At 49.5% G+C, this 18,297-nt stretch carries 18 protein-coding genes and 1 pseudogene; 4 read left to right on the forward strand and 15 right to left on the reverse strand.

Going from position 1 to position 18,297, the window contains the following annotated elements; genetic code table 11:
• Positions 1–623: 623 nt before the first annotated feature.
• The 6 genes from JET16_RS26175 to JET16_RS26200 form a co-directional block, all read right to left on the reverse strand.
• A complete protein-coding gene (locus tag JET16_RS26175; RefSeq protein ID WP_233532296.1) occupies positions 624–884 on the reverse strand; it encodes a hypothetical protein in 261 nt (86 codons plus the stop codon).
• A 17-nt stretch (positions 885–901) separates the two neighbouring features.
• On the reverse strand, positions 902–1,279 hold the full coding sequence (locus JET16_RS26180) for a spore germination protein GerPE (RefSeq protein ID WP_199622463.1): 378 nt from the start codon (positions 1,277–1,279) through the stop codon (positions 902–904).
• Positions 1,280–1,283: 4 nt separating this feature from the next.
• A complete protein-coding gene (locus JET16_RS26185) occupies positions 1,284–1,463 on the reverse strand; it encodes a spore gernimation protein GerPD (protein WP_199622467.1) in 180 nt (59 codons plus the stop codon).
• Complete coding sequence (gene gerPC, locus JET16_RS26190) at positions 1,460–2,074, reverse strand: spore germination protein GerPC (protein WP_199622470.1); 615 nt, start codon at positions 2,072–2,074, stop codon at positions 1,460–1,462. Before gerPC ends, JET16_RS26185 begins: the two co-directional genes overlap by 4 nt.
• 75 nt (positions 2,075–2,149) lie before the next feature.
• On the reverse strand, positions 2,150–2,359 hold the full coding sequence (locus JET16_RS26195) for a spore germination protein GerPB (RefSeq protein WP_199622473.1): 210 nt from the start codon (positions 2,357–2,359) through the stop codon (positions 2,150–2,152).
• Complete coding sequence (locus tag JET16_RS26200; RefSeq protein WP_199622476.1) at positions 2,359–2,595, reverse strand: spore germination protein; 237 nt, start codon at positions 2,593–2,595, stop codon at positions 2,359–2,361. Before JET16_RS26200 ends, JET16_RS26195 begins: the two co-directional genes overlap by 1 nt.
• Positions 2,596–2,727: 132 nt before the next feature.
• Between JET16_RS26200 and JET16_RS26205 the strand changes: the two genes are divergently transcribed.
• The gene (locus JET16_RS26205) at positions 2,728–3,156 is read left to right on the forward strand and encodes an Hsp20/alpha crystallin family protein (protein WP_199622479.1); all 429 of its coding nucleotides are present in this window, start codon (positions 2,728–2,730) and stop codon (positions 3,154–3,156) included.
• Between the two features lie 181 nt (positions 3,157–3,337).
• The gene (locus tag JET16_RS26210) at positions 3,338–3,679 is read left to right on the forward strand and encodes a hypothetical protein (protein ID WP_199622482.1); all 342 of its coding nucleotides are present in this window, start codon (positions 3,338–3,340) and stop codon (positions 3,677–3,679) included.
• A gap of 181 nt (positions 3,680–3,860) precedes the next feature.
• Here JET16_RS26210 and JET16_RS26215 read toward each other — a convergent pair whose 3' ends face one another.
• Positions 3,861–4,304: a DUF1259 domain-containing protein gene (locus tag JET16_RS26215; protein WP_199622485.1), complete on the reverse strand. Its 444-nt coding sequence runs from the start codon at positions 4,302–4,304 to the stop codon at positions 3,861–3,863.
• 740 nt (positions 4,305–5,044) lie between these two features.
• On the opposite strand from JET16_RS26215, the gene JET16_RS26220 reads away from it, so the two are divergent.
• Positions 5,045–5,281 carry a spore germination protein gene (locus tag JET16_RS26220; RefSeq protein WP_199622488.1) on the forward strand — a complete coding sequence of 79 codons (237 nt, stop codon included), beginning with the start codon at positions 5,045–5,047 and terminating at the stop codon, positions 5,279–5,281.
• Between the two features lie 631 nt (positions 5,282–5,912).
• On the opposite strand, the gene JET16_RS26225 is transcribed toward JET16_RS26220, so the two are convergent.
• From JET16_RS26225 to JET16_RS26250, 6 genes and pseudogenes are all read right to left on the reverse strand, one after another.
• The gene (locus JET16_RS26225; RefSeq protein ID WP_199622504.1) at positions 5,913–7,472 is read right to left on the reverse strand and encodes a SagB family peptide dehydrogenase; all 1,560 of its coding nucleotides are present in this window, start codon (positions 7,470–7,472) and stop codon (positions 5,913–5,915) included.
• Positions 7,473–7,505: 33 nt separating this feature from the next.
• Positions 7,506–9,449 (reverse strand): TOMM precursor leader peptide-binding protein, encoded by a 1,944-nt coding sequence (locus tag JET16_RS26230; protein WP_199622513.1) that lies wholly within the window; start codon positions 9,447–9,449, stop codon positions 7,506–7,508.
• Positions 9,449–11,410, reverse strand: coding sequence for a putative thiazole-containing bacteriocin maturation protein (locus JET16_RS26235; protein ID WP_199622516.1), 1,962 nt, complete (start codon positions 11,408–11,410; stop codon positions 9,449–9,451). The genes JET16_RS26230 and JET16_RS26235 overlap by 1 nt, the downstream gene beginning before the upstream one ends.
• A gap of 29 nt (positions 11,411–11,439) precedes the next feature.
• The gene (locus JET16_RS26240) at positions 11,440–11,895 is read right to left on the reverse strand and encodes a hypothetical protein (protein ID WP_199622519.1); all 456 of its coding nucleotides are present in this window, start codon (positions 11,893–11,895) and stop codon (positions 11,440–11,442) included.
• 382 nt (positions 11,896–12,277) lie between these two features.
• The gene (locus tag JET16_RS26245; RefSeq protein ID WP_325176780.1) at positions 12,278–13,348 is read right to left on the reverse strand and encodes a sulfite oxidase; all 1,071 of its coding nucleotides are present in this window, start codon (positions 13,346–13,348) and stop codon (positions 12,278–12,280) included.
• 108 nt (positions 13,349–13,456) lie between these two features.
• Positions 13,457–13,810, reverse strand: a pseudogene (locus tag JET16_RS26250) (thiamine pyrophosphate-binding protein); the annotation flags it as partial.
• Positions 13,811–13,904: 94 nt separating this feature from the next.
• Here JET16_RS26250 and JET16_RS26255 point away from each other — a divergent pair.
• Positions 13,905–14,843: a cation diffusion facilitator family transporter gene (locus tag JET16_RS26255; RefSeq protein WP_199622525.1), complete on the forward strand. Its 939-nt coding sequence runs from the start codon at positions 13,905–13,907 to the stop codon at positions 14,841–14,843.
• A 340-nt stretch (positions 14,844–15,183) separates the two neighbouring features.
• Here the strand turns inward: JET16_RS26255 and JET16_RS26260 are convergent, their stop codons facing one another.
• Positions 15,184–15,804, reverse strand: coding sequence for an NAD(P)/FAD-dependent oxidoreductase (locus JET16_RS26260; RefSeq protein WP_199622528.1), 621 nt, complete (start codon positions 15,802–15,804; stop codon positions 15,184–15,186).
• A gap of 14 nt (positions 15,805–15,818) precedes the next feature.
• Positions 15,819–18,251: a heavy metal translocating P-type ATPase gene (locus tag JET16_RS26265; RefSeq protein ID WP_199622531.1), complete on the reverse strand. Its 2,433-nt coding sequence runs from the start codon at positions 18,249–18,251 to the stop codon at positions 15,819–15,821.
• Between the last annotated feature and the right edge of the window lie 46 nt (positions 18,252–18,297).

The raw sequence follows: 18,297 nt of genomic DNA on the forward strand, positions 1-18,297 counted from the left end.
GTCACTTATTTGCAAGCGTATTGGGACGAGTTTTGCTTTCGCCTCAATCAGTCATATCGCAAGGAGCCGGTCATGGACGCTCTATGCGCGATCTGTATGTCCTCTCATGCTCAGAGAACCTAGATCTTGGCTTTTTTCGTGCTTCCTTCGTTTTCAGTCGCGGCCTTTGCCATTTCTTAAAGCCATTGCTATTTTCTGAACGAGCCGGCACCGAAACGACCGCTTCGACAATGTCCGCTCTATCTTTGCGCACGCAGCAAGGGATAGTGCCTGCAAGGAGCTCGAAACAATGATCACAGCCAAATCCCAAACCACCAATTTTTCTGAACCGCGGGGATAGTTCGCGCAAGGAGCTCGAAACAATGATCACAGCCAAATCCCAAACAACCGATTTATCTGAACCGCGGGGATAGTGCCCGCAAGGAGCTCGAAACAATGATCACAGCCAAATCCCAAACAACTGATTTATCTGAACCGCGGGGATAGTGCCCGCAAGAGTGTTCGAAACGACGGCCTCCCTTCAAAGTTCCCGTTTATTTTATACTTTAGGAAACTTTAACTTTCTTTTTCGTATAAAAAAGCCGCAGGCAGAGTCGAAACTCCGCCTGCGGCTCTCATATATTTCAATATTTATTGAATGACTCGTTGACCTCCCATGACTCCACAATTTGATGGGCTACGTGAGGATGGATTCCTCTTCCCATGAGAAACGCAATGAGTCCGACCTCCAGCATCGCGTGCGGAAATCCGGTGAATTGCGCTTCGCGAATCCCGTACTGCACCCAAGGCGTAATCGCCGCTATGGCCTCCTGCCGGTTCGGAACCGCCGGGTGAACCGGGGCCTGCATCATGTAATGCTGATTTTGCGCGTACATATTATACATTCTCGCAACTCCTCTTATTATACTGGCCGTCTTCCTCTTAACAATTGACGGATATGCTTTACTCTCGCTTCCGAGTCGATCGTCTTGTTCGACCCGATTTGAAAGATGGATGAAGCTGCAACCGAGTGTATTTTCACATTGCCGACTTTGATCCACGGACTGATATTATGGACCTGCATATTTATTGTTTCCGCTGCCTCCGGTTGAGGAATCTTTTGAGTAAATATTTTAAATTTCTCAAAATTCCCCTCATCCCCTAAAAATACCGGCACTTCCCGCTGCACCGCCAACGCTCTTGCCTTCGGTTTCAAATGAACTGCATCGCCGACCGAGAATATGGAGCCGGTCGAGACGGCGAGCACCTTCGTATTTGCTACTAAAGAAACCCGACCCATGCCGTCACTCCGGTGCCAGCGGGACGAGCGGTCCAATGATTAACGATTCAGGAGGGGTGTCGAAGACGGAAGATAAATTAATCGTCTCCGTGTCACCAATGAGGAAAACCGAAGATGTGGAGACACCGCCTACGATCTTTACTTCCCCGACCGATATTTCTTTATTGACAACTGTAAAATTCATTGTTTGTCTCCTTCCGATTTTGACATATTTCCGATAAACTGTTTAATCGCTGTCGTCGTATCGCTTTTCAGCTTTTCGATGACAATATTTTTACAGCGCTCTATGGCTTCCTCCGAATCGCCGTTCAGGTGCTGCCCCACATAGAATTGAATTCTGGATCCGGTTTGATTTTTTACATCCCTTATGATGAATTCCCGCAATTCTTTTCCTACAAAGCACTGGTTCTCCTGCTCAAACTCATTGATGATCCCATCGGTCTGTTCATCCAAAAATCTGTTGATTTCATCCTGTATTTCTGTGTACATTGCCGCCGTTTGGTTTGTGTTTTGCCCCATGCTTACCGCTTGACCGTTAACCGCAAGCTGTTCCAGAGACTGCCCGGCATCCGCCGTCAGTCCGATATTCAGCGTTCCTTCAAGTCTTTCCACTTTCAATTGTTCGAAATGATAATCTATTTTTTCTACGACGAACTTTTTCTGAGATTGAAGCTCATTCATTTGTTGAACAATATCCTGCAGCATATTTTCAAGCGTCTTGATTCTTTCTTCCTGCCTCATCATCACTTCGTACATTTGAGAAAGAAACTGATGTACGCCCGGACCGAAATACATATTTCTCCCTCCCGTAAAGATCGGGTTATATGTATTTTTATTAGGCCGGGGGCATGTTTCATGTTTTTATTTGCGCTAGGTAATTGCAGGCAGAGGCACCAGAGGCGCCTGCGGCGGCTGAAATTGCACCGCTTCGGGCGCGGGACCGGTAAATCCGCCGGTATTGAATAGATTCGACAAAGGCCTGATAATGCCCGCGCTTCCGATCTGCAATACGGATGAATTGGACACGCCGTCAACCCTTAATTGGTTGATGCAAATACTTTGGTAGACGGTCAAACCCATTAAATCACCCCCTGGTTCCCGACATCGGTTTGGGCTGAATCATTGACATCCGGATCGTTGGTGTTCGTTGCGCTAATCGCATTATAAGTTTGCGGGAAATCACCAGTATTGAAAGATCCTGCCCCTGCGAACGTTTTTGCAGTGCTTTGCGGAGAAAGCTGGATCGCGTCTCCAAACTGAACGATAGCCGCTGAACCGACACTTACGATCTTTATGTTGCCGACAATGGCTGGCATAGGCCTGCTCCCTTGCATTTCGTAGTTCACAACCAATCTATGCAGATAAACGCCCAGGAGTTACTTCTTTTCGGTAATCACTTTTCCTGAAGAATGCGCATACGTGTAATGTGAGAAGGAGGCGGGTTCGCGATGTCAGGGTTCGATTGGAAAAGTTTCGAGAATTTTTTCGGCGGCAAGCTGCCTGATATGCCCGGAATGAACGGGGATTTTAACAAGTGGGTGGAGGACTATGTCCAATCGATATTGAAAAAATCTTTTACACCGACAAATGGTAATAAGAAAGAAGATCTCTCCTATAAAGTATTGGAAACCGATAAGCATATCATCATCAAGACGGCTCTGCCGGAAAATGTATCGCCGAACGACATCAACATTAGAGCCGGAGCGAATCAAATTAAAATTAGCGGCCTGCCGAACAACCGGTCCCAGAACATCATACTCCCTTCTGTAATAAACCACAGGAAGTGCCGAGCTCAGTTTAAGAAACGAAATCTCCACATAAAAGCTCCAAAAATGGAAAATCAGGAGCTGGTAAATATATCGGTCAATTACGAATGATACCCTGCATGCCGAGCGGAATAGTAACCGGGCGTCAAGAACAAAAGGCGATCGTTGATTGGGCCCCTGCCTGATCATAAACCATTCTGGTGTTTCATCCAGTCCAACCGATTCCCCCCGTCATACATTGAGATGAAGCATGGTTAATTACTTCATTCTCATGTTTAAGGAGGTGGAACTTTTGCAATTAATAACCCCAATTACGGAAGCTGCGATTTGTCCATATATCGGAAAGCAAGTTTGTGCGGTTTTACACGATGGGACGCATGTATATGGCACAATCTCCGGTTGCCGGGACGGGCAACTGTTTTTCAGTGGAGGCGTACAAGGCTCTGGAACCGTATCGACCAGTGCAGCTCGGGCGAAAGCTCAAATCCGCTCAAAACTAAAGAACAAAGCGAAAGTATCCGGGTTTTTCGGATTTGGCGGAGGTGCTGCGGCAGCTGCGATTTCGCTCGCCCTGATCGCGGCGTTGTTTGCTTTCCCGTTCGGATTTGGATTCGGATTTCCGTTCTTCTTCTAAACATTTGCGATAGGCTCCATCACTACTTCCGCATGTACCATGAGACAAATAGGGGCTGTCCCAAATGTAGATAATTTCTACTGAGGCGATGGCCTCTTTCTAATTTGCCGGTGCCCCATGTAAATGAAAGGGGCTGTCCTCCAGCCATCTTCGATGACTTTGATAGGACAACCCCTTTCATTTATCTTTTTGCGCTTTTTTTGCTGATAACTCGCGGCCGTACAACCCGTGTAGTCAGTACATTCAATGCATCCCGTACATCCCGCGCAAAATTCAACGGCCTTGCTTTTTTTTCAAAATGAATGTACCAGAGATTCGGATTCGTAAACAGCCAGTGGTTGTGCAGGGCCGTCACCAGAATACCGTGACTGCGCAGACGCGAAATAAACGGATTGATCTCTGCCGTCAGTATAACGGTTTCTCCAAGACACAGAGCCCTTCCGTCGGGACCAATGCTTTCGAAAGAAAATGCTTGCGGAATAGTCAGAAAAGATCTTGATCTTTTACCTAAAATAACCGGCCGAATGTTGTTTCTCACCGACGAAGCGGTGCAAACCCCGTTAATTACCATAGGCTGGGCTCTAAGAATCGTGGCGAACTGCCGGCAAAGCGGGCTTACTGCCATAGCCGTATCCCTCCATCTATTAGAAGATGCAATAAATTATGTAGAAGGTGTCGGTTTCGATAGAGTCATCTGTAACTTTGCTGAAAAAGAGGCTTGAACGTCCGCCCTTTCCAAGATCGCTTGGCCGCATATTATATAGAAACGGACAAGACAGGGGCGTACAGCTATGGGCGTATCTATCAAATTCCAAGAGATTAGAATTGAAAAAACGGAAAAAATTCAGGTGTATTTATCGGTGTAAATATAGCGAACGGCTATGCGTCCCATAATAAAAATCAGACAGCGCTTCAGGCCGGTAATCACAACAAATTCCCAAACAATAATACCATCATTATTGATAACGACGGAGTGGATGTCGATTTTCGGACAGGGGCAAGAAAACCTCCGCCTGCAACACCCGACTTATCCTGACGCCTCCTTTCGCAAGTACTCAAAAGGGTTCATTAGTACCCTCCGCCAAATAAAACGGTTCGGCTAATGATCACACATAATTGGGCGCGAGAATAGGCTAATGCTGTACGAATCACTTTATGGATACAATCGGAGGTAAGGACATGGCGGGAGCAAGCTTGTACATCGAATTTGATCAAATCAACGTTAACGTCATTCAAAGCTCTTCGGGAATTTTTGTGGGGACGAACGCGCAGCTCGGCTGGGACTCGCAATGAGAAAGCGAATTACGGTTTGGGGACTGTTTCGGGCGACAATAATGTGGAAGCAGTAACAAAGGAGCTACGAGCATGCCGTCAATTATCGGAAATATAAAGATTGTAAGCATGGGATCAAGTGGAGTCGCTCATTTAGGCGACGCAATACAACTTTCACCGCAAGCCACTTCAAAAACTTATTCAGGCTCCGGCTCTTCCAACACGGGCGATTTTCCGCGCACTTTTAATGCGATTAGCGCAACGAACACAAACGACCCAGATGTAATCGATGCAGCCGAAATGGATGCCGGCAACCAAGGGGTGGTTTAATGAGTTTGATACTTCAGTGGATGCAGTTCATGAACATTACCGGCACCTTTTGTTCAATATCCGTTCACAAAATAATGCTAATATGGAAGCAAACCAATTTGGGGGCCGATGAATGAACAAGCAAGTTAAAGTTTTGGTCATTGAAGATGATCCCTATATTTGTGAGTTGATCACTTTATACGCAGATAAAAGCGGATATACGTACCATTGCAAACGATGAATGAAAGGATCCCCATCGGTATAAGTAAAATGAGACGATCGCAGCCAAACATTCTCCAATCAAAGAAATCGCAAACCCGGAACCAAACCGAAGACAACCGCATTAGCTCCCGAAAGAAACACGGTAGGAATTACACCGGCGATTCCGATAACGATATTTATAATAATGCTTACCGCGATGCCCCAAACTCCAAATGACCTTAACAACTCGGCCGTTTCTTCCATTCCAATTCATACTTTCTACATAATTTTATCCTAATATAAACATTGCTTGAGATGAAACAGATAAAGAGAATCCGATTGAATGGAGAAGTTAGAAATGGCACGGCTCGCTTATCGTGGAGGATCCGAAAGAAGAGAAGCCGGACCGCGATTACACGGTTGTACTGGACGGGCATCGTTTACCTGTTTCCTATCCGTGCAAACTTCCTTCCAACTTGGGGTGAGGACGATAAGGGCCGACCGGAATTTGGATAAGTGAAGTTTTCCCTTGGGCTGCTATCTTGTAGATTTCATCGCATAAGCTCACATTAAATCCGAGAAGCGGGTGCCCTCCCAACCCGATAGCGGCAGACGCCAGCAGTATTCGCTGCAAGAGCATTCCCGCTTCCATCTGTTGGATGCGGTATCCTCTGTACCCCAGTTGCTTTGTTAGATGATCCCGGCATCCCTCCACATGAAAGCAAATCGGAACTTGCAACAAATTCACATTATCAAGAAGCATACCCTGTTGCAGCCGATACCGCTGATCGCCGGGGCGTCTTAACCGCAATTCATGAGCGTTGCCGTCATAGCGGTAAGCGCCGTCCGGAATACCTTCAACGTCATAGTAACAGCCATATATTGAGACTCGCGACACCGGATTCGCACTGTCTCCATCCAGATCGTTACGATATAGAAATGAAGCCGTCGACTCCCGCAATAAAGCAGCCGCTTGCAGTTCACTTATCTTGCCGAACACGAAGTCCATTCCGGGTGAAAACCGCTTTCGGCAGACCGATGCCAAATCATACGATAACCGGTTCGCATAAGGAAGCGCCACCGTCAGCTCTTCAGAGTTATCGATCATCTCTCGATCCGGCTGGCGATACGGTTGAATAGATTCCAGCAGTGACACCTCATTCAGCTTAATCAACATAGGATACTCCGCAATCTTCTGAGACCGGACATAATGACGATGCCGAACCGCCGGCAGCTCCCGGCACAATTCGGCGGCGGACACAGTCCCCTCTCCTGTATTCCCGCCGGCAAACCAAGCGATTTCGTGATCCGCCGACAGCGGAACAACCGCATATACGCTTTCTTCCCGTTCGGATAGCCCGAGCAGATGGTTGACGGCCCGGTCAAGAAATTGAAAGTACACTCCAGATGCAATGCCAAACCGCTTCGATACTTCCAACAATTGCCCGATCAACACGCCTGTATCCAATCCTTGGAGACGGTAAGCAAAGTTATTGTATTTAAAGAAGTTTTTCCAAAACATTGTGGACACAAAAACCGTACCGAAACATGCCGACACATCGCAGCGATCGCCCAGAGCTTTAGCCAGGTAACCATCGAAATGACCTTCGCGCAACAATATCAAGCGGTGATGTGCCGCATCATAATGGTATACCCCAGGGGGCAAATCGTCGATTTTTAAATACAGGTATAATTCGTTTGGATACAATCCTCCTCCGGAGGGAACAAACCGTCGCGACGAGAACATTGAGTCGAAGGAATGGAAGGACTGTCGAAATTGCGTGAGCCCGAATACATACCAGAGCATATGGCCGATTTCAAGAAGTCCTGGCTTCGCAGGCGCTCTCCGCTCTTCAAGCGTCAGAGGAACTTCCGATGAGAGCGGAAATATAGTCAAGCCGCGGTAGAGTTTGTATGGAAGCGGAGCGTCTTCCCAATCCGCAATCCAGTCGGCCGGTCTGATCTTCTCGATGTCGAAATGCAAATTGTGCAGAAAATATTCCGGATTCATCCATCTCCCTCCTTGTTAGAAAGTATGCCTAGCTTACGGAAACGGATGCGGATACGGATTGAGCTGTTCCATCGTCAGAGATTGTTCCGCATACCCGAGTTCCGCCGGCACCCTCAACACCCTTTCCAGCCCTGCAAGGCGGGTAAACCGATGTCCGAACGTCATCGGCAGCATTCCCGGAATCAGCACTTTCACGCAATGCAGTCCATTGCGTGCAATTTCCTGTCTTGTCTGGTTCACCACGATCACATCGAGGTTGAACCGGCGAAACGACTGGAGTATGTCTTTCAGGTCATCGGTCAAATCCTTATGCTTCGCCTTCCGTTCGAACTCCTCGTCGAACGCTCGTAATGGGCGATTTTCATCCAGTAAAAATTGCAAACGCTCCTCCGCTTGCGGCAAACCGCACAGCATGGAATGGTCTCCCATTTGCTGCACCAGGAAAGGATCGTCCAGCATTTGCTCAACCTTCCCGCGGTTCACCTCAAATCTCGTATCAAGCGCCTGCATCGTGCCGGCCAATTCGTGGACCGCGCTTTTCACCGCACGTACTGGATCCGGATGAGCGCCGGCCGAACAGATAAGATTCGCTCCTTTTTGTTTCCCGTTCTTCGCCACCGCCCAAACGCTGGGAATCCCATGCTCCATGGTCGTATTAAATAAATAAACATTATATCCCGTCATCGCCTGCAAACGATTCACCATTAACCTCAATTCCAAATCGTCAGCGGAGTATGGGTCGACACGCGGAACAGGCAATTGCGCGTACCAAGTCAAGAGAAACGAATCGCGTTCCGCCACTTCTAAGATGCCGTACAAAATAGCCTCCTCTAAACTTCCGCCTAACGCGCATCCGTTGGAAGTTTCATAGACGAAGCTATCCCGGGAATCGGAGTTGTAATAGACTAGCGACTGCGGAACCAGGATGGGACTCTCTAGCAGCATCGAATAACCCCATACCCAGTTCATTGAACGGTCGGGATCAAACGGTTTAAACGGATAATTAGGCAGCTCATACTGTTCCTTGGAGTGCAATCCTACCTTGGCGGGATTGAGCGCTTGATGAGACAAATTGCGGAAGCTGTCCCGGATCGCCGCACGGTTGCCGCGGGGAGCCAGACCGCAGTACCGCTCCAAGCCCTCCAAGATCGCCGTTAACTCGCTTTTTGCATACGAGTGAGTGCGGCCGCCGGTTGCCACATCCTCATTCCATAACGGCACATTCACGCTCGCATCGGCAAACGTGGACATGAGATCGGGCATTTTCCGGTTTATTATGCCGGTCCGATGGTCCACATAATCTTTGACCAAAACTTCCTGCATGTCATCGATCGGACGGCAGCGGTAACTCTCAACATTCGTCTTCGGATTTGGCTGCAGCGAAATTTGAGCTTCTTCCGGCGAATCATCAGGTAACTCACCGCAAACCGGGCATAGCGGGTCGGGCAGAAAATAGTGGCGCGAGCTGTGCAACGTATTCAGGTCGATCAAAAATATCCGTCCTTCCAAGAGGACCTGCCTGTCTTGCAGCACCTTATGCGTCTCCGCCACAATCAGGTGAGCCATGTGCCAAAGGCCCGTGCGCGATGCCCAGGCGTCACGTTTGATTGCTTCTCGGGCAGCAAGCCCCCGCTGCAGATCGCGCATCTCCATTCGGTCCAATCCCGCTATTAGGCGCCGCATGTCGGCACATTGGGAGCATCCCGGCGCACCTTCACGTACCAGCGGCCCGATCACGCCTTCGCTAAATGTAACGAAGCCGCGAAGCCATGGGATGCCGGCCGATTGCAGCACCTCCTCCGCCTCGCGATGTACGAAGGGATGCCAGGTATCGTGGAGCACCAGAACTAAATCCGCAATTTCCGGAACGATTGCCTTGAAATCGGTCTGTCGGATGACCTCGTACTGCGCCGACAATTGTTCGCAGACGAAGTCCGGCAATAATCCTTCTCCGACGACCGCGACAACAGCGCTCATCAGGATTCCTCCTCCCGCAGCAGCACCCCAAATACGCCTGGCAGCACCTCTTTCAAAAGAGGTTCCAACGCCAAGTCGAACACCATCAGCTGTCTGCGGTTCCGCTTCAAAATCTGCAAAGCGGACTGCAAGACCTCCGTTTGGTCCGTCTCTTCACATGCCGGGATCTTAACAATTCGCGGCTCTTTTTCTTCCAGATGAACCGACGAAACCACTATCGCTTCCGTCTCGAGGCCTGACGCTTTGTTTTGAGCCTTCGAAAGCGCCTGTTGCAGCGCCTTCCGCAACGCGTTAGTGACGTTCAATCCCGCACTCCCATACCAGGACCCTCCCGTACCGACCCACACTGTAGGGAAGCCGGGTACTTCCTCTCCGAAACCCAAAATCGGTACCCCTTGCATGGTGGTTAGCGCCTGCAAATAATATCGACAGCGTTCATCTTCTACCGAATGTAACTGCATTCGAAAAACAGGAGACTTCCGATTCGATAGTTGCTTGTCGAACTCCTTATTCAAGCATTTTTCCAATCCGCGGCATATGCCTTCAGCAACCGTTTCTCCCGCTCCGACACCGACAAAGTCATGGCTTTCGATCATACCGCCCACTGCTTCCTGTCGTACCGAAATCGACGTAAAAAGCTGGCCGGCCATTCGTGACACGTACGCTTCAATTCCTTCCAAAGCCGAGTTCCGTCGCGCTTCCTCATGTGTCAAACCTGTGCAGATAATATCCGGCAAAAGTTCAACCGGTCCTGCCGACAGAGGATCGGCTGCTTGAACGCGACACTGGGGGAGCGGAAGCTGGCTCAATTCTCCCTCCTCCCAACTATAGAAAATCCCGGAATGCGGCGATGTCAATAAACTGAAGTTATGCAGCAATATGCTAGACTTACTCCTGCCTGAATCTCGTTCGAGCAGCAAATCAAGATCTTGTATCCGTTCGGCCGCTTTATTTCCTGTAACCAGGGGATGAGGCGTAAACGAATGCCAACTTCCTTCCAATGTCTCCAGATCCAATAAGAAAAACTTATTATTCCGTTCCGAGTCTGTCACACCTGTAACTTTTTTCAACAATTCAAACACGATCACATTTGCCAATATTGATCCTGCCGTCGAAGAGAAGTCGTGCAATTCCGGATCTTTGCAAAGCGCGGATCGGTGTATGCGCCGCCATGCCGATTCCCAACATCCCTCAATATCCAGATGCACCAGCGGACCCGCTAATCCCGCCTGCTGCACAATCACGGAGGGGATAAATATTTTCTTGTCGTCCCTGCATGCTGCATGAATATCCTGTAATTCCTTGATATCGCCCTCCTGCGACACAAACAAAACCGAATCGAACGATTGAACCGCCTCCCGCCAAAAATCAACCCCTTCCTTCTGCAAAATGATCTCTTCTACCGCCACCTCAGGGTCCGTATTGCGGGCATGCTCCTCCAATTCCGCCAATCTGCGCCGATTCGTGGGCATCGAGTCCGTAAGAAGCATATGAAACCTCGGTAACCCGGATTGTAACAATGCAAAAACCAATGAAACAAAAAACGGGCCGCACCCGACCGCTAGTACTTTATTCTGACGATAGGATTGAAACCGGTATGCGCCGGAGTCGCTTACATTGTCCAAAAATTCAATTTGAGACGCGTATTTCTTGAGCACTTGAGCGGGCAATTGATGGGCACGATCCAGCCTTACATCGCGAACGAATCCGTTTCGGTATAACATTTCAGCGATATTATACACCTGTTTCCGGTATTGATCCGGCAATCCGTCCGTCAAATCTTCCAACGTATGCTCTCCGTTTAACATCGGCAACAGTTTCTCAATCCACCGGTCAATCGTTTTACCTGTTACTCGGAACGAACATAAATTATTCCTGAAGTACACGCCGCCATTCGGATCAGGAATATAGAAAGTGTCCGCTTTCACTTTCAGACGCATAGAAGAGTTTAACATTGTCATTCCGTTCCTCCTGACATTGCTTTATTACCCTATGTATGGGTACGGCATCGATTTAAATGTGAAACTCCGCCGATAAAACTTATTACCGGCGGAGTTTGGACTATTACTTTATTTTCAATCTCCATCTCTTTACTGCGCGTGGCAGTGTGCGGCATGACAATGCGCGTGGCAATGCGGCGCTGCATGACAATGCGCGTGGCAATGCGGCGCTGCATGACAATGCGCGTGGCAGTGCGCCGCATGACAATGCGCATGGCAATGTGTGGCATGACAATGCGCGTGGCAATGTGCGGCATGACAATGCGCGTGGCAGTGCGCCGCATGACAATGCGCATGGCAATGTGTGGCATGACAATGCGCGTGGCACTGTGCGGCATGACAATGCGCGTGGCAGTGCGCCGCATGACAATGCGCGGCGTGACAATGCTGATGGCAATGCGCAGCGTGACAATGCTCATGGCAATGTGCAGCGTGACAATGCGCATGGCAATGGCCACCAACGTATTGTTGACCCAAACCATTACCGTACGTGCCCGGATATTCCCTGGGAGTCACATTGCCACCGACAAAATTGTCGACACTCAACGTTTGAAGCTCTTGTTTAAATTCATTCATTTTTACAACCTCCGCTTATTTTGTAAGAAGTAAAAGTAACGAAGATAATCAATTGTCTACGGCTCAAAACCCATTTACGATTCCGACCGTCGAAAATCTCCCTTCGACATGTGTATGAACCCATGCCCAATATGGTTACTTGTCTAGAAAATTGTATAAGTTTGGAAAATGTTTTTTTGATTGGGTACATGAAAAAAAGCCAATCATACCGCGATTGGCTTTTTGTAGGCTGTTCGTTCCCAACGTCTAACCCTACTCCACTTTAACGTGTGCAGTGGAATAAGCGTTGTAACCGTATCCCTTTCGGTTCCATCTCGCTGTTTCCGGTTGAATGGAACCGGACGAATCCGCGGCTCTCGACATAATCGTATACTCCCCTTTTTGTGTAACGACCCATGTATAATTCCAGAATGTCCAGCCGTATGGATTTCCCGGCACAGGTTGAATAGCGGCCCGGTTCCAGTTCTCCCCGCCGTCGACGGAAATTTCAACAGTTGTGATGAATCCTGTTCCCGACCAAGCCATTCCATACAATTGATGCATCCCCGTATCCAATACATTCCGGTTCAGCGGTTGCTGGATGATGGAATTGACATGAATCGTCGTAACGGGCGTTTTCCCTTCATCGCTATCTTTTTCCGGATAATATACATAATCGATCTCTTGGAACGGTCCGTTGAAATGGGTATCGATGACAGTAATGCGTCTAAGCCATTTGACGGAGGCCATCGCATACCATTGGGGAACAACTAAACGCAGCGGATAACCTTGCTTGTATGGGATCGGCCTCCCGTTTAGCGCATATGCAATTATCGTATCCGGATGCAGCGCTTTGTCCAAAGTCAGACTTCTTGCAAAAACAAACTCGCCTTCAATATCGGTGCGCTTTCCGCTATCGTGTCCCTCAAACACGATTTCCTTGGCAGCCGCATTCAATCCGGTGAACTTCAACAGATCTCTCAAAGCGACTCCTCTCCATACGCCCTGGCTGACGGCTCCGCCTTCCCACTGTTCACCAAAAACTTTCGGCCGGAAATGCGCCCTGTTGTTTCCGGAGCACTCTAATACAACCGCGAACTCTTTGGACGGCATACGGAGCAAGTCCTGATAATGGAACGTCAGCGGCCTCTGAACTTCTCCGCCTATAGAAAGCAAAAACGACTGCTCGGATAAGACTGGATAGGAAAAATGATTTCTTCTAAAGAAGTAATATTCCGGGGTAATGGCCGAAGAAATAAAATGGATCGGGTGCTCCTGATTTTCAGGGATCAATCCTCGGGTAACCAGATAAGGCTTAATGTCCGGAGTACGCAATGTTACCACCCTACGGTCTAATATTTGGCATTAGCTACTTAGATTTATATGATTCGCAGGATAAGAATACTCGCGTTCGCCGCAAAAAACACCTCCGCTAAATCGTGTTAAACCCGAAGGTCTCACTTCGGGTACCGCAAAGGAGGAACTCGTCTTTCGCGCCTCACGCTCTACTTCAAACTTAGGGATATCGTCGGGAATGATCAATACGGACACCCCTTTTTGAGTATACGCCGCTCTGATGGCCTGATTGACGACAGTCGGAAGCTGTTCCGTAGACATCACGCGTTGCGAATATACCGCTACATCGTCAAACAACCGATCCAAGTTCACCTCTTGGAAGAAATCCGAACCGAGTAAATCCGTTTCAACCTGTCCGGCGATGGCCAACACCGGCGCTTTGTCGAGCTTCGCATCGTATAGACCGTTGAGCAAATGGATCGCTCCCGTCCCGGCAATACCCATACACACTACGCTTATTTATATTGCACTCGTGTCCGTTATTCTCCGGGCACCGAGTGCATAATACATATGAATATATGCTCGTATAATGGAGGAAAGCGCTATGACAGAAACCAACCGTAATCATGGACATGGAGGCCATCATGGCCACGGGCATCACGGACATAGCCACGTCCCCAACAACAAAAAGGGGTTGGTGATTGCTCTTTCGATTACTATAGGAATCATGCTGCTGGAGTTTTTCGGCGGTTTGCTTACAAACAGCTTGGCCTTACTGTCCGATTCCGGACATATGCTGAACGATGCCGCTTCGTTGGCGCTTAGTTTATTCGCATTATGGTTATCCGCTAAAGCGGCGACTCCGGAAAAAACTTACGGCTATCATCGTTTTGAAATTCTGGCTGCTTTATTAAACGGTGTAACGCTCTTTATCATTGCATTTTTTATCGCAAGAGAGGCTTATGAGCGGTTTCTTGCTCCCCCTGAAGTGGCGAGCGGCTCGATGATGGCCATTGCGTCGATCGGTTTGCTTGCGAATTTGGCCAGCGCCTGGGTGTTGGTAAAACAAAGCGATGTTAAAGATAATGTGAACGTAAGAAGCGCATATTTACATGTGCTTGGAGACGCTCTCGGATCTGTGGGAGCTATTGCAGCTGGAATCTTAATGCTGGCATTCGGCTGGTACGTCGCGGATCCAATCATCAGCGTGTTTGTCGCCGTATTAATTCTGCGGGGAGCATGGGGAGTAATGAAACAAACCGTGCACATTCTGATGGAAGGTACACCGTCGTCCATTCGGTCTGAAGAGGTACAGGAGGCTCTGGAAAACATCCCAGGTGTCAGGAACGTTCACGATCTTCACATTTGGACGATTACTTCAGGCCTCGACTCTTTAAGCGCGCATTTGCTGGTGGAACAAGAAGCGGATGAACAGATTATACTCCAGCACGCAATCAAGTTAATGCAGGAACGATTCCGAATAATGCACTGCACCATTCAAATCGAGACGTCCGATTTACAACACGCGGAATTAAAAGTGTGAAAGCAAACGGCTCTGTAACCCCTTGTCCTCACATATTCCCGATTGTCGCCTTTCCCGACAAATAAGCAAACTACTCCGGACTAATTGTACGAAATGGCTGACTAATGGGTGATTTCGGCGTGAAGTTGGCGGAAATAAGCAGCTTCATCCTGACTAATAGTCAGGAATGGCGACTAATGATTGTGCAGCCCCTCTTGCGAACTCCCGGCCGCTGAGTCCCAACTCCGCCCCACACTCGCGTGACCTGCTTTGTCAGGAAAGGCGACTTTGTTGACTTGTTCAGACAGCGGTCATAAAAAAACGGAAAACCCTTTGGAAAAGGTATTCCCGCTTATTCTTCCTACGCAACAATCGCTTTTAATTGCTCAATAGTCACGCGTTCCATAAACTTTTTGAACTTTTCTTTTCCTTTAGCGTTCTCTTTATAGTAGGCAATCAATTTTGAAACGACGGGCGCCAATTGTTCTTCCGACACACCTTCTAGAAACAGCGTCGCAACGGAAGCTTTAAGGCCTTTCGGCTCGCCGCCGATATAGATGTTGAAAGTGTCCCTCGTCTTGACGACTCCGATATCCTTAAGCAGCGGTTCGCTCGTGCCAAGTCCGCATCCGGCATATCCGACCTTCAACGGAGTTGGAGTTTCAATACCCGCGATTGCGCGATTCAGCTTCTTGGCCGCTTCCAATCCGGCATCTTCCGCTCCTCTGCAGAAATGGCAAGCGATCAGGCTTTTCGTTGCGAAACCGGCAGGATACACTTCAAGTCCGACCTTGCGGAGCTCTTCTTTCACTTCATCCAATCGGCCGGTTTCCACTTCAACGTAAAGCTGTTTAAACGAGGTCATCTCGATCTGCGCATCGGGTCCTGCGAGGAAACCGATGCGGCTTAACTGCTCCGGAGTAAACAAACTTCCGCCGACTTGAATAGCGGGAGCGACCGCAATTTTCATTTTCTCCCCCATATTATTACTCTCCCTTAGGTTCGGATCTTCACCCGCTGCAATCGAAGCGCATTAAGCACGACCGATACGGAGCTCAGAGCCATGGCTGCGCCGGCGACCCAAGGCGCCAGCAGCCCGATCGCCGCGATTGGAATACCGAGCGTGTTGTAGGCAAGCGCCCAGAACAAATTTTGCTTAATGTTGCTCATCGTCCGGCGGCTCATATAAATCGCGTCCGCGATGCTCGTAAGATCTCCGCGCATGAGAGTGACGTCCGCCGCTTCCATTGCGACGTCGGTGCCCGTGCCGATGGCCATTCCGATATTTGCTGTCGCAAGCGCCGGGGCATCGTTGATGCCGTCGCCGACCATGGCCACTTTCTTCCCTTGCCGCTGCAGCTTCTTCACTTCTTCCGCTTTGCCTTCCGGAAGCACTTCCGCCAACACATGATCGATACCGACTTGCGATGCGATCGCTTTGGCGGTCCGCTCGTTATCGCCCGTAATCATGATGACTTGGATACCCATTTCCTTCAGGCGCGATACGGCTGCCTTAGAAGTTTCCTTAATCGTGTCCGCAACTGCGACGATACCTGCGTATTGCTTGTCGACGGCGGCCAGCATCGCCGTCTTGCCGGCTTCCTCCAAGCGTGACATCGCATCGTATGCCGCTTTCGCGTCGACATCATATTTCTCCATCAGGCGACGCGTGCCGATCAACAACTCTTTACCTTCAACTGACGCACGAATGCCGTATCCGGGAATTGCTTCGAAGTCTTCGGTCGCGGGCAGCGTAATGCCCCGTTCTTGACTGCCGGCCACAATCGCTTCGGCAAGCGGATGCTCCGAGTTTTTCTCCGCCGCTCCGACCAACCGAAGGAATTCCGTCTCGTCCCGATCGGTGATCACGTCGGTCAGCTCCGGTTTCCCTTTCGTTACCGTTCCCGTCTTGTCGAGGATGACAGCGTCGAGCTTATGCGTCTGCTCCAGATGCTCGCCGCCTTTAAACAATATGCCAAGCTCCGCCGCCCGGCCGGATCCCGCCATAATGGATGTCGGCGTCGCAAGACCCAACGCGCAAGGGCAGGCGATAACGAGAATCGCGATCGCTTTCTCCAACGCGCCGGCGAAATCTCCCGGCGTTACGGCAAAGTACCAGATCAAGAAGGCCAAGACTGCAATTCCGACTACGATGGGAACGAATATGCCGGAAATGACGTCAGCTACCCGTTGTATAGGCGCCTTCGAGCCTTGCGCTTCCTCTACCACTTTAATGATTTGCGCAAGCGCCGTTTCTTTCCCGACCTTCGTCGCTTGAATTTTCAGCATCCCATACTTGTTGATCGTCGCTCCGATTACGGAATCCCCTGCGCGTTTGTCTACCGGGATGCTCTCCCCCGTCAGCATCGATTCGTCAACCGAGGAAGTCCCTTCGAGCACTACACCGTCAACCGCCACTTTATCGCCGGGACGAACGAGAACGATGTCGCCGACAATGACCTCATCGACCGGTATCGTCATTTCTTGACCGTCCCGCACGACGTGCGCGGTTTTCGCCTGAAGGCCCATCAACGACTTGATCGCTTCCGACGTGCGGCCTTTGGCCAACGCTTCAAACAGCTTGCCCAATATAACCAAGGTAATGAGAACGGCGCTCGTTTCAAAGTAGAGGGCCGGTGCGTGATGAGCCTCATTTCCGGTCAAAGACCAGAGAAGCGCCGAATACAAGCTGAAGAAATATGCCGCCGACGTCCCAAGCGCGATTAACACGTCCATATTTGCGCTGCCGTTCCGGAGCGCTTTATACGCGCCGACATAAAACTGCCAGCCGATATAAAACTGAACGGGCGTGGCAAGCGCAAATTGAAACCATGGATTCATCAAAATCTCGGGCATATAAATCCAGGATGTGAATGAGAAGTGGCTTACCATGGCCCATACCAACGGGAATGACAATATGGCGGAGACGATCAATTTCTGCTTTTGACGCCGTATCTCTTTAAGTCTGTGTTCCCCTCGGTCAGCTTGCTCCTGTTTAATAATCGCCTTATAACCGAGCTGCTGCACTTTCTTTTGCATGTCCGGTACGGACACTTCACCCGGCGAAAACTCCACATGCGCCGATTCCAACGCAAAGTTCACCGTTGCCTTCGTGACGCCGGGCAATTTATTTAAGCCCTTCTCGATCCGGTTCGCGCAAGCGGCGCATGTCATGCCTTCCAGTTGAAAATCCACGGTCTCTTTAACGGTGTCGTAACCGAGCTTCTTAACCGTTTCTTCCAGCCGGTTCATGTCGACCTTCACAGGGTCGTAAGTTACGCTTGCTTTCTCGAGGGCGAAATTTACGTTTGCGGCGTTGACCCCTTCGATTTTGTTCAAACCTTTCTCAATTCGGTTCGCACATGCCGCACAGGTCATACCGGTAATTTGGAGCGTCGTTTGTTTCGTATTTTGCGTTGCCGCTTCCATTTCCGATCCATCCCTTCTGTCGAGTCAAGGTCAATTCGCGCAAGCT

Source organism: Paenibacillus alkalitolerans (genome assembly GCF_016482785.1).
In the GTDB taxonomy this organism is placed as follows: Bacteria; Bacillota; Bacilli; order Paenibacillales; family YIM-B00363; genus Paenibacillus_AE; species Paenibacillus_AE alkalitolerans.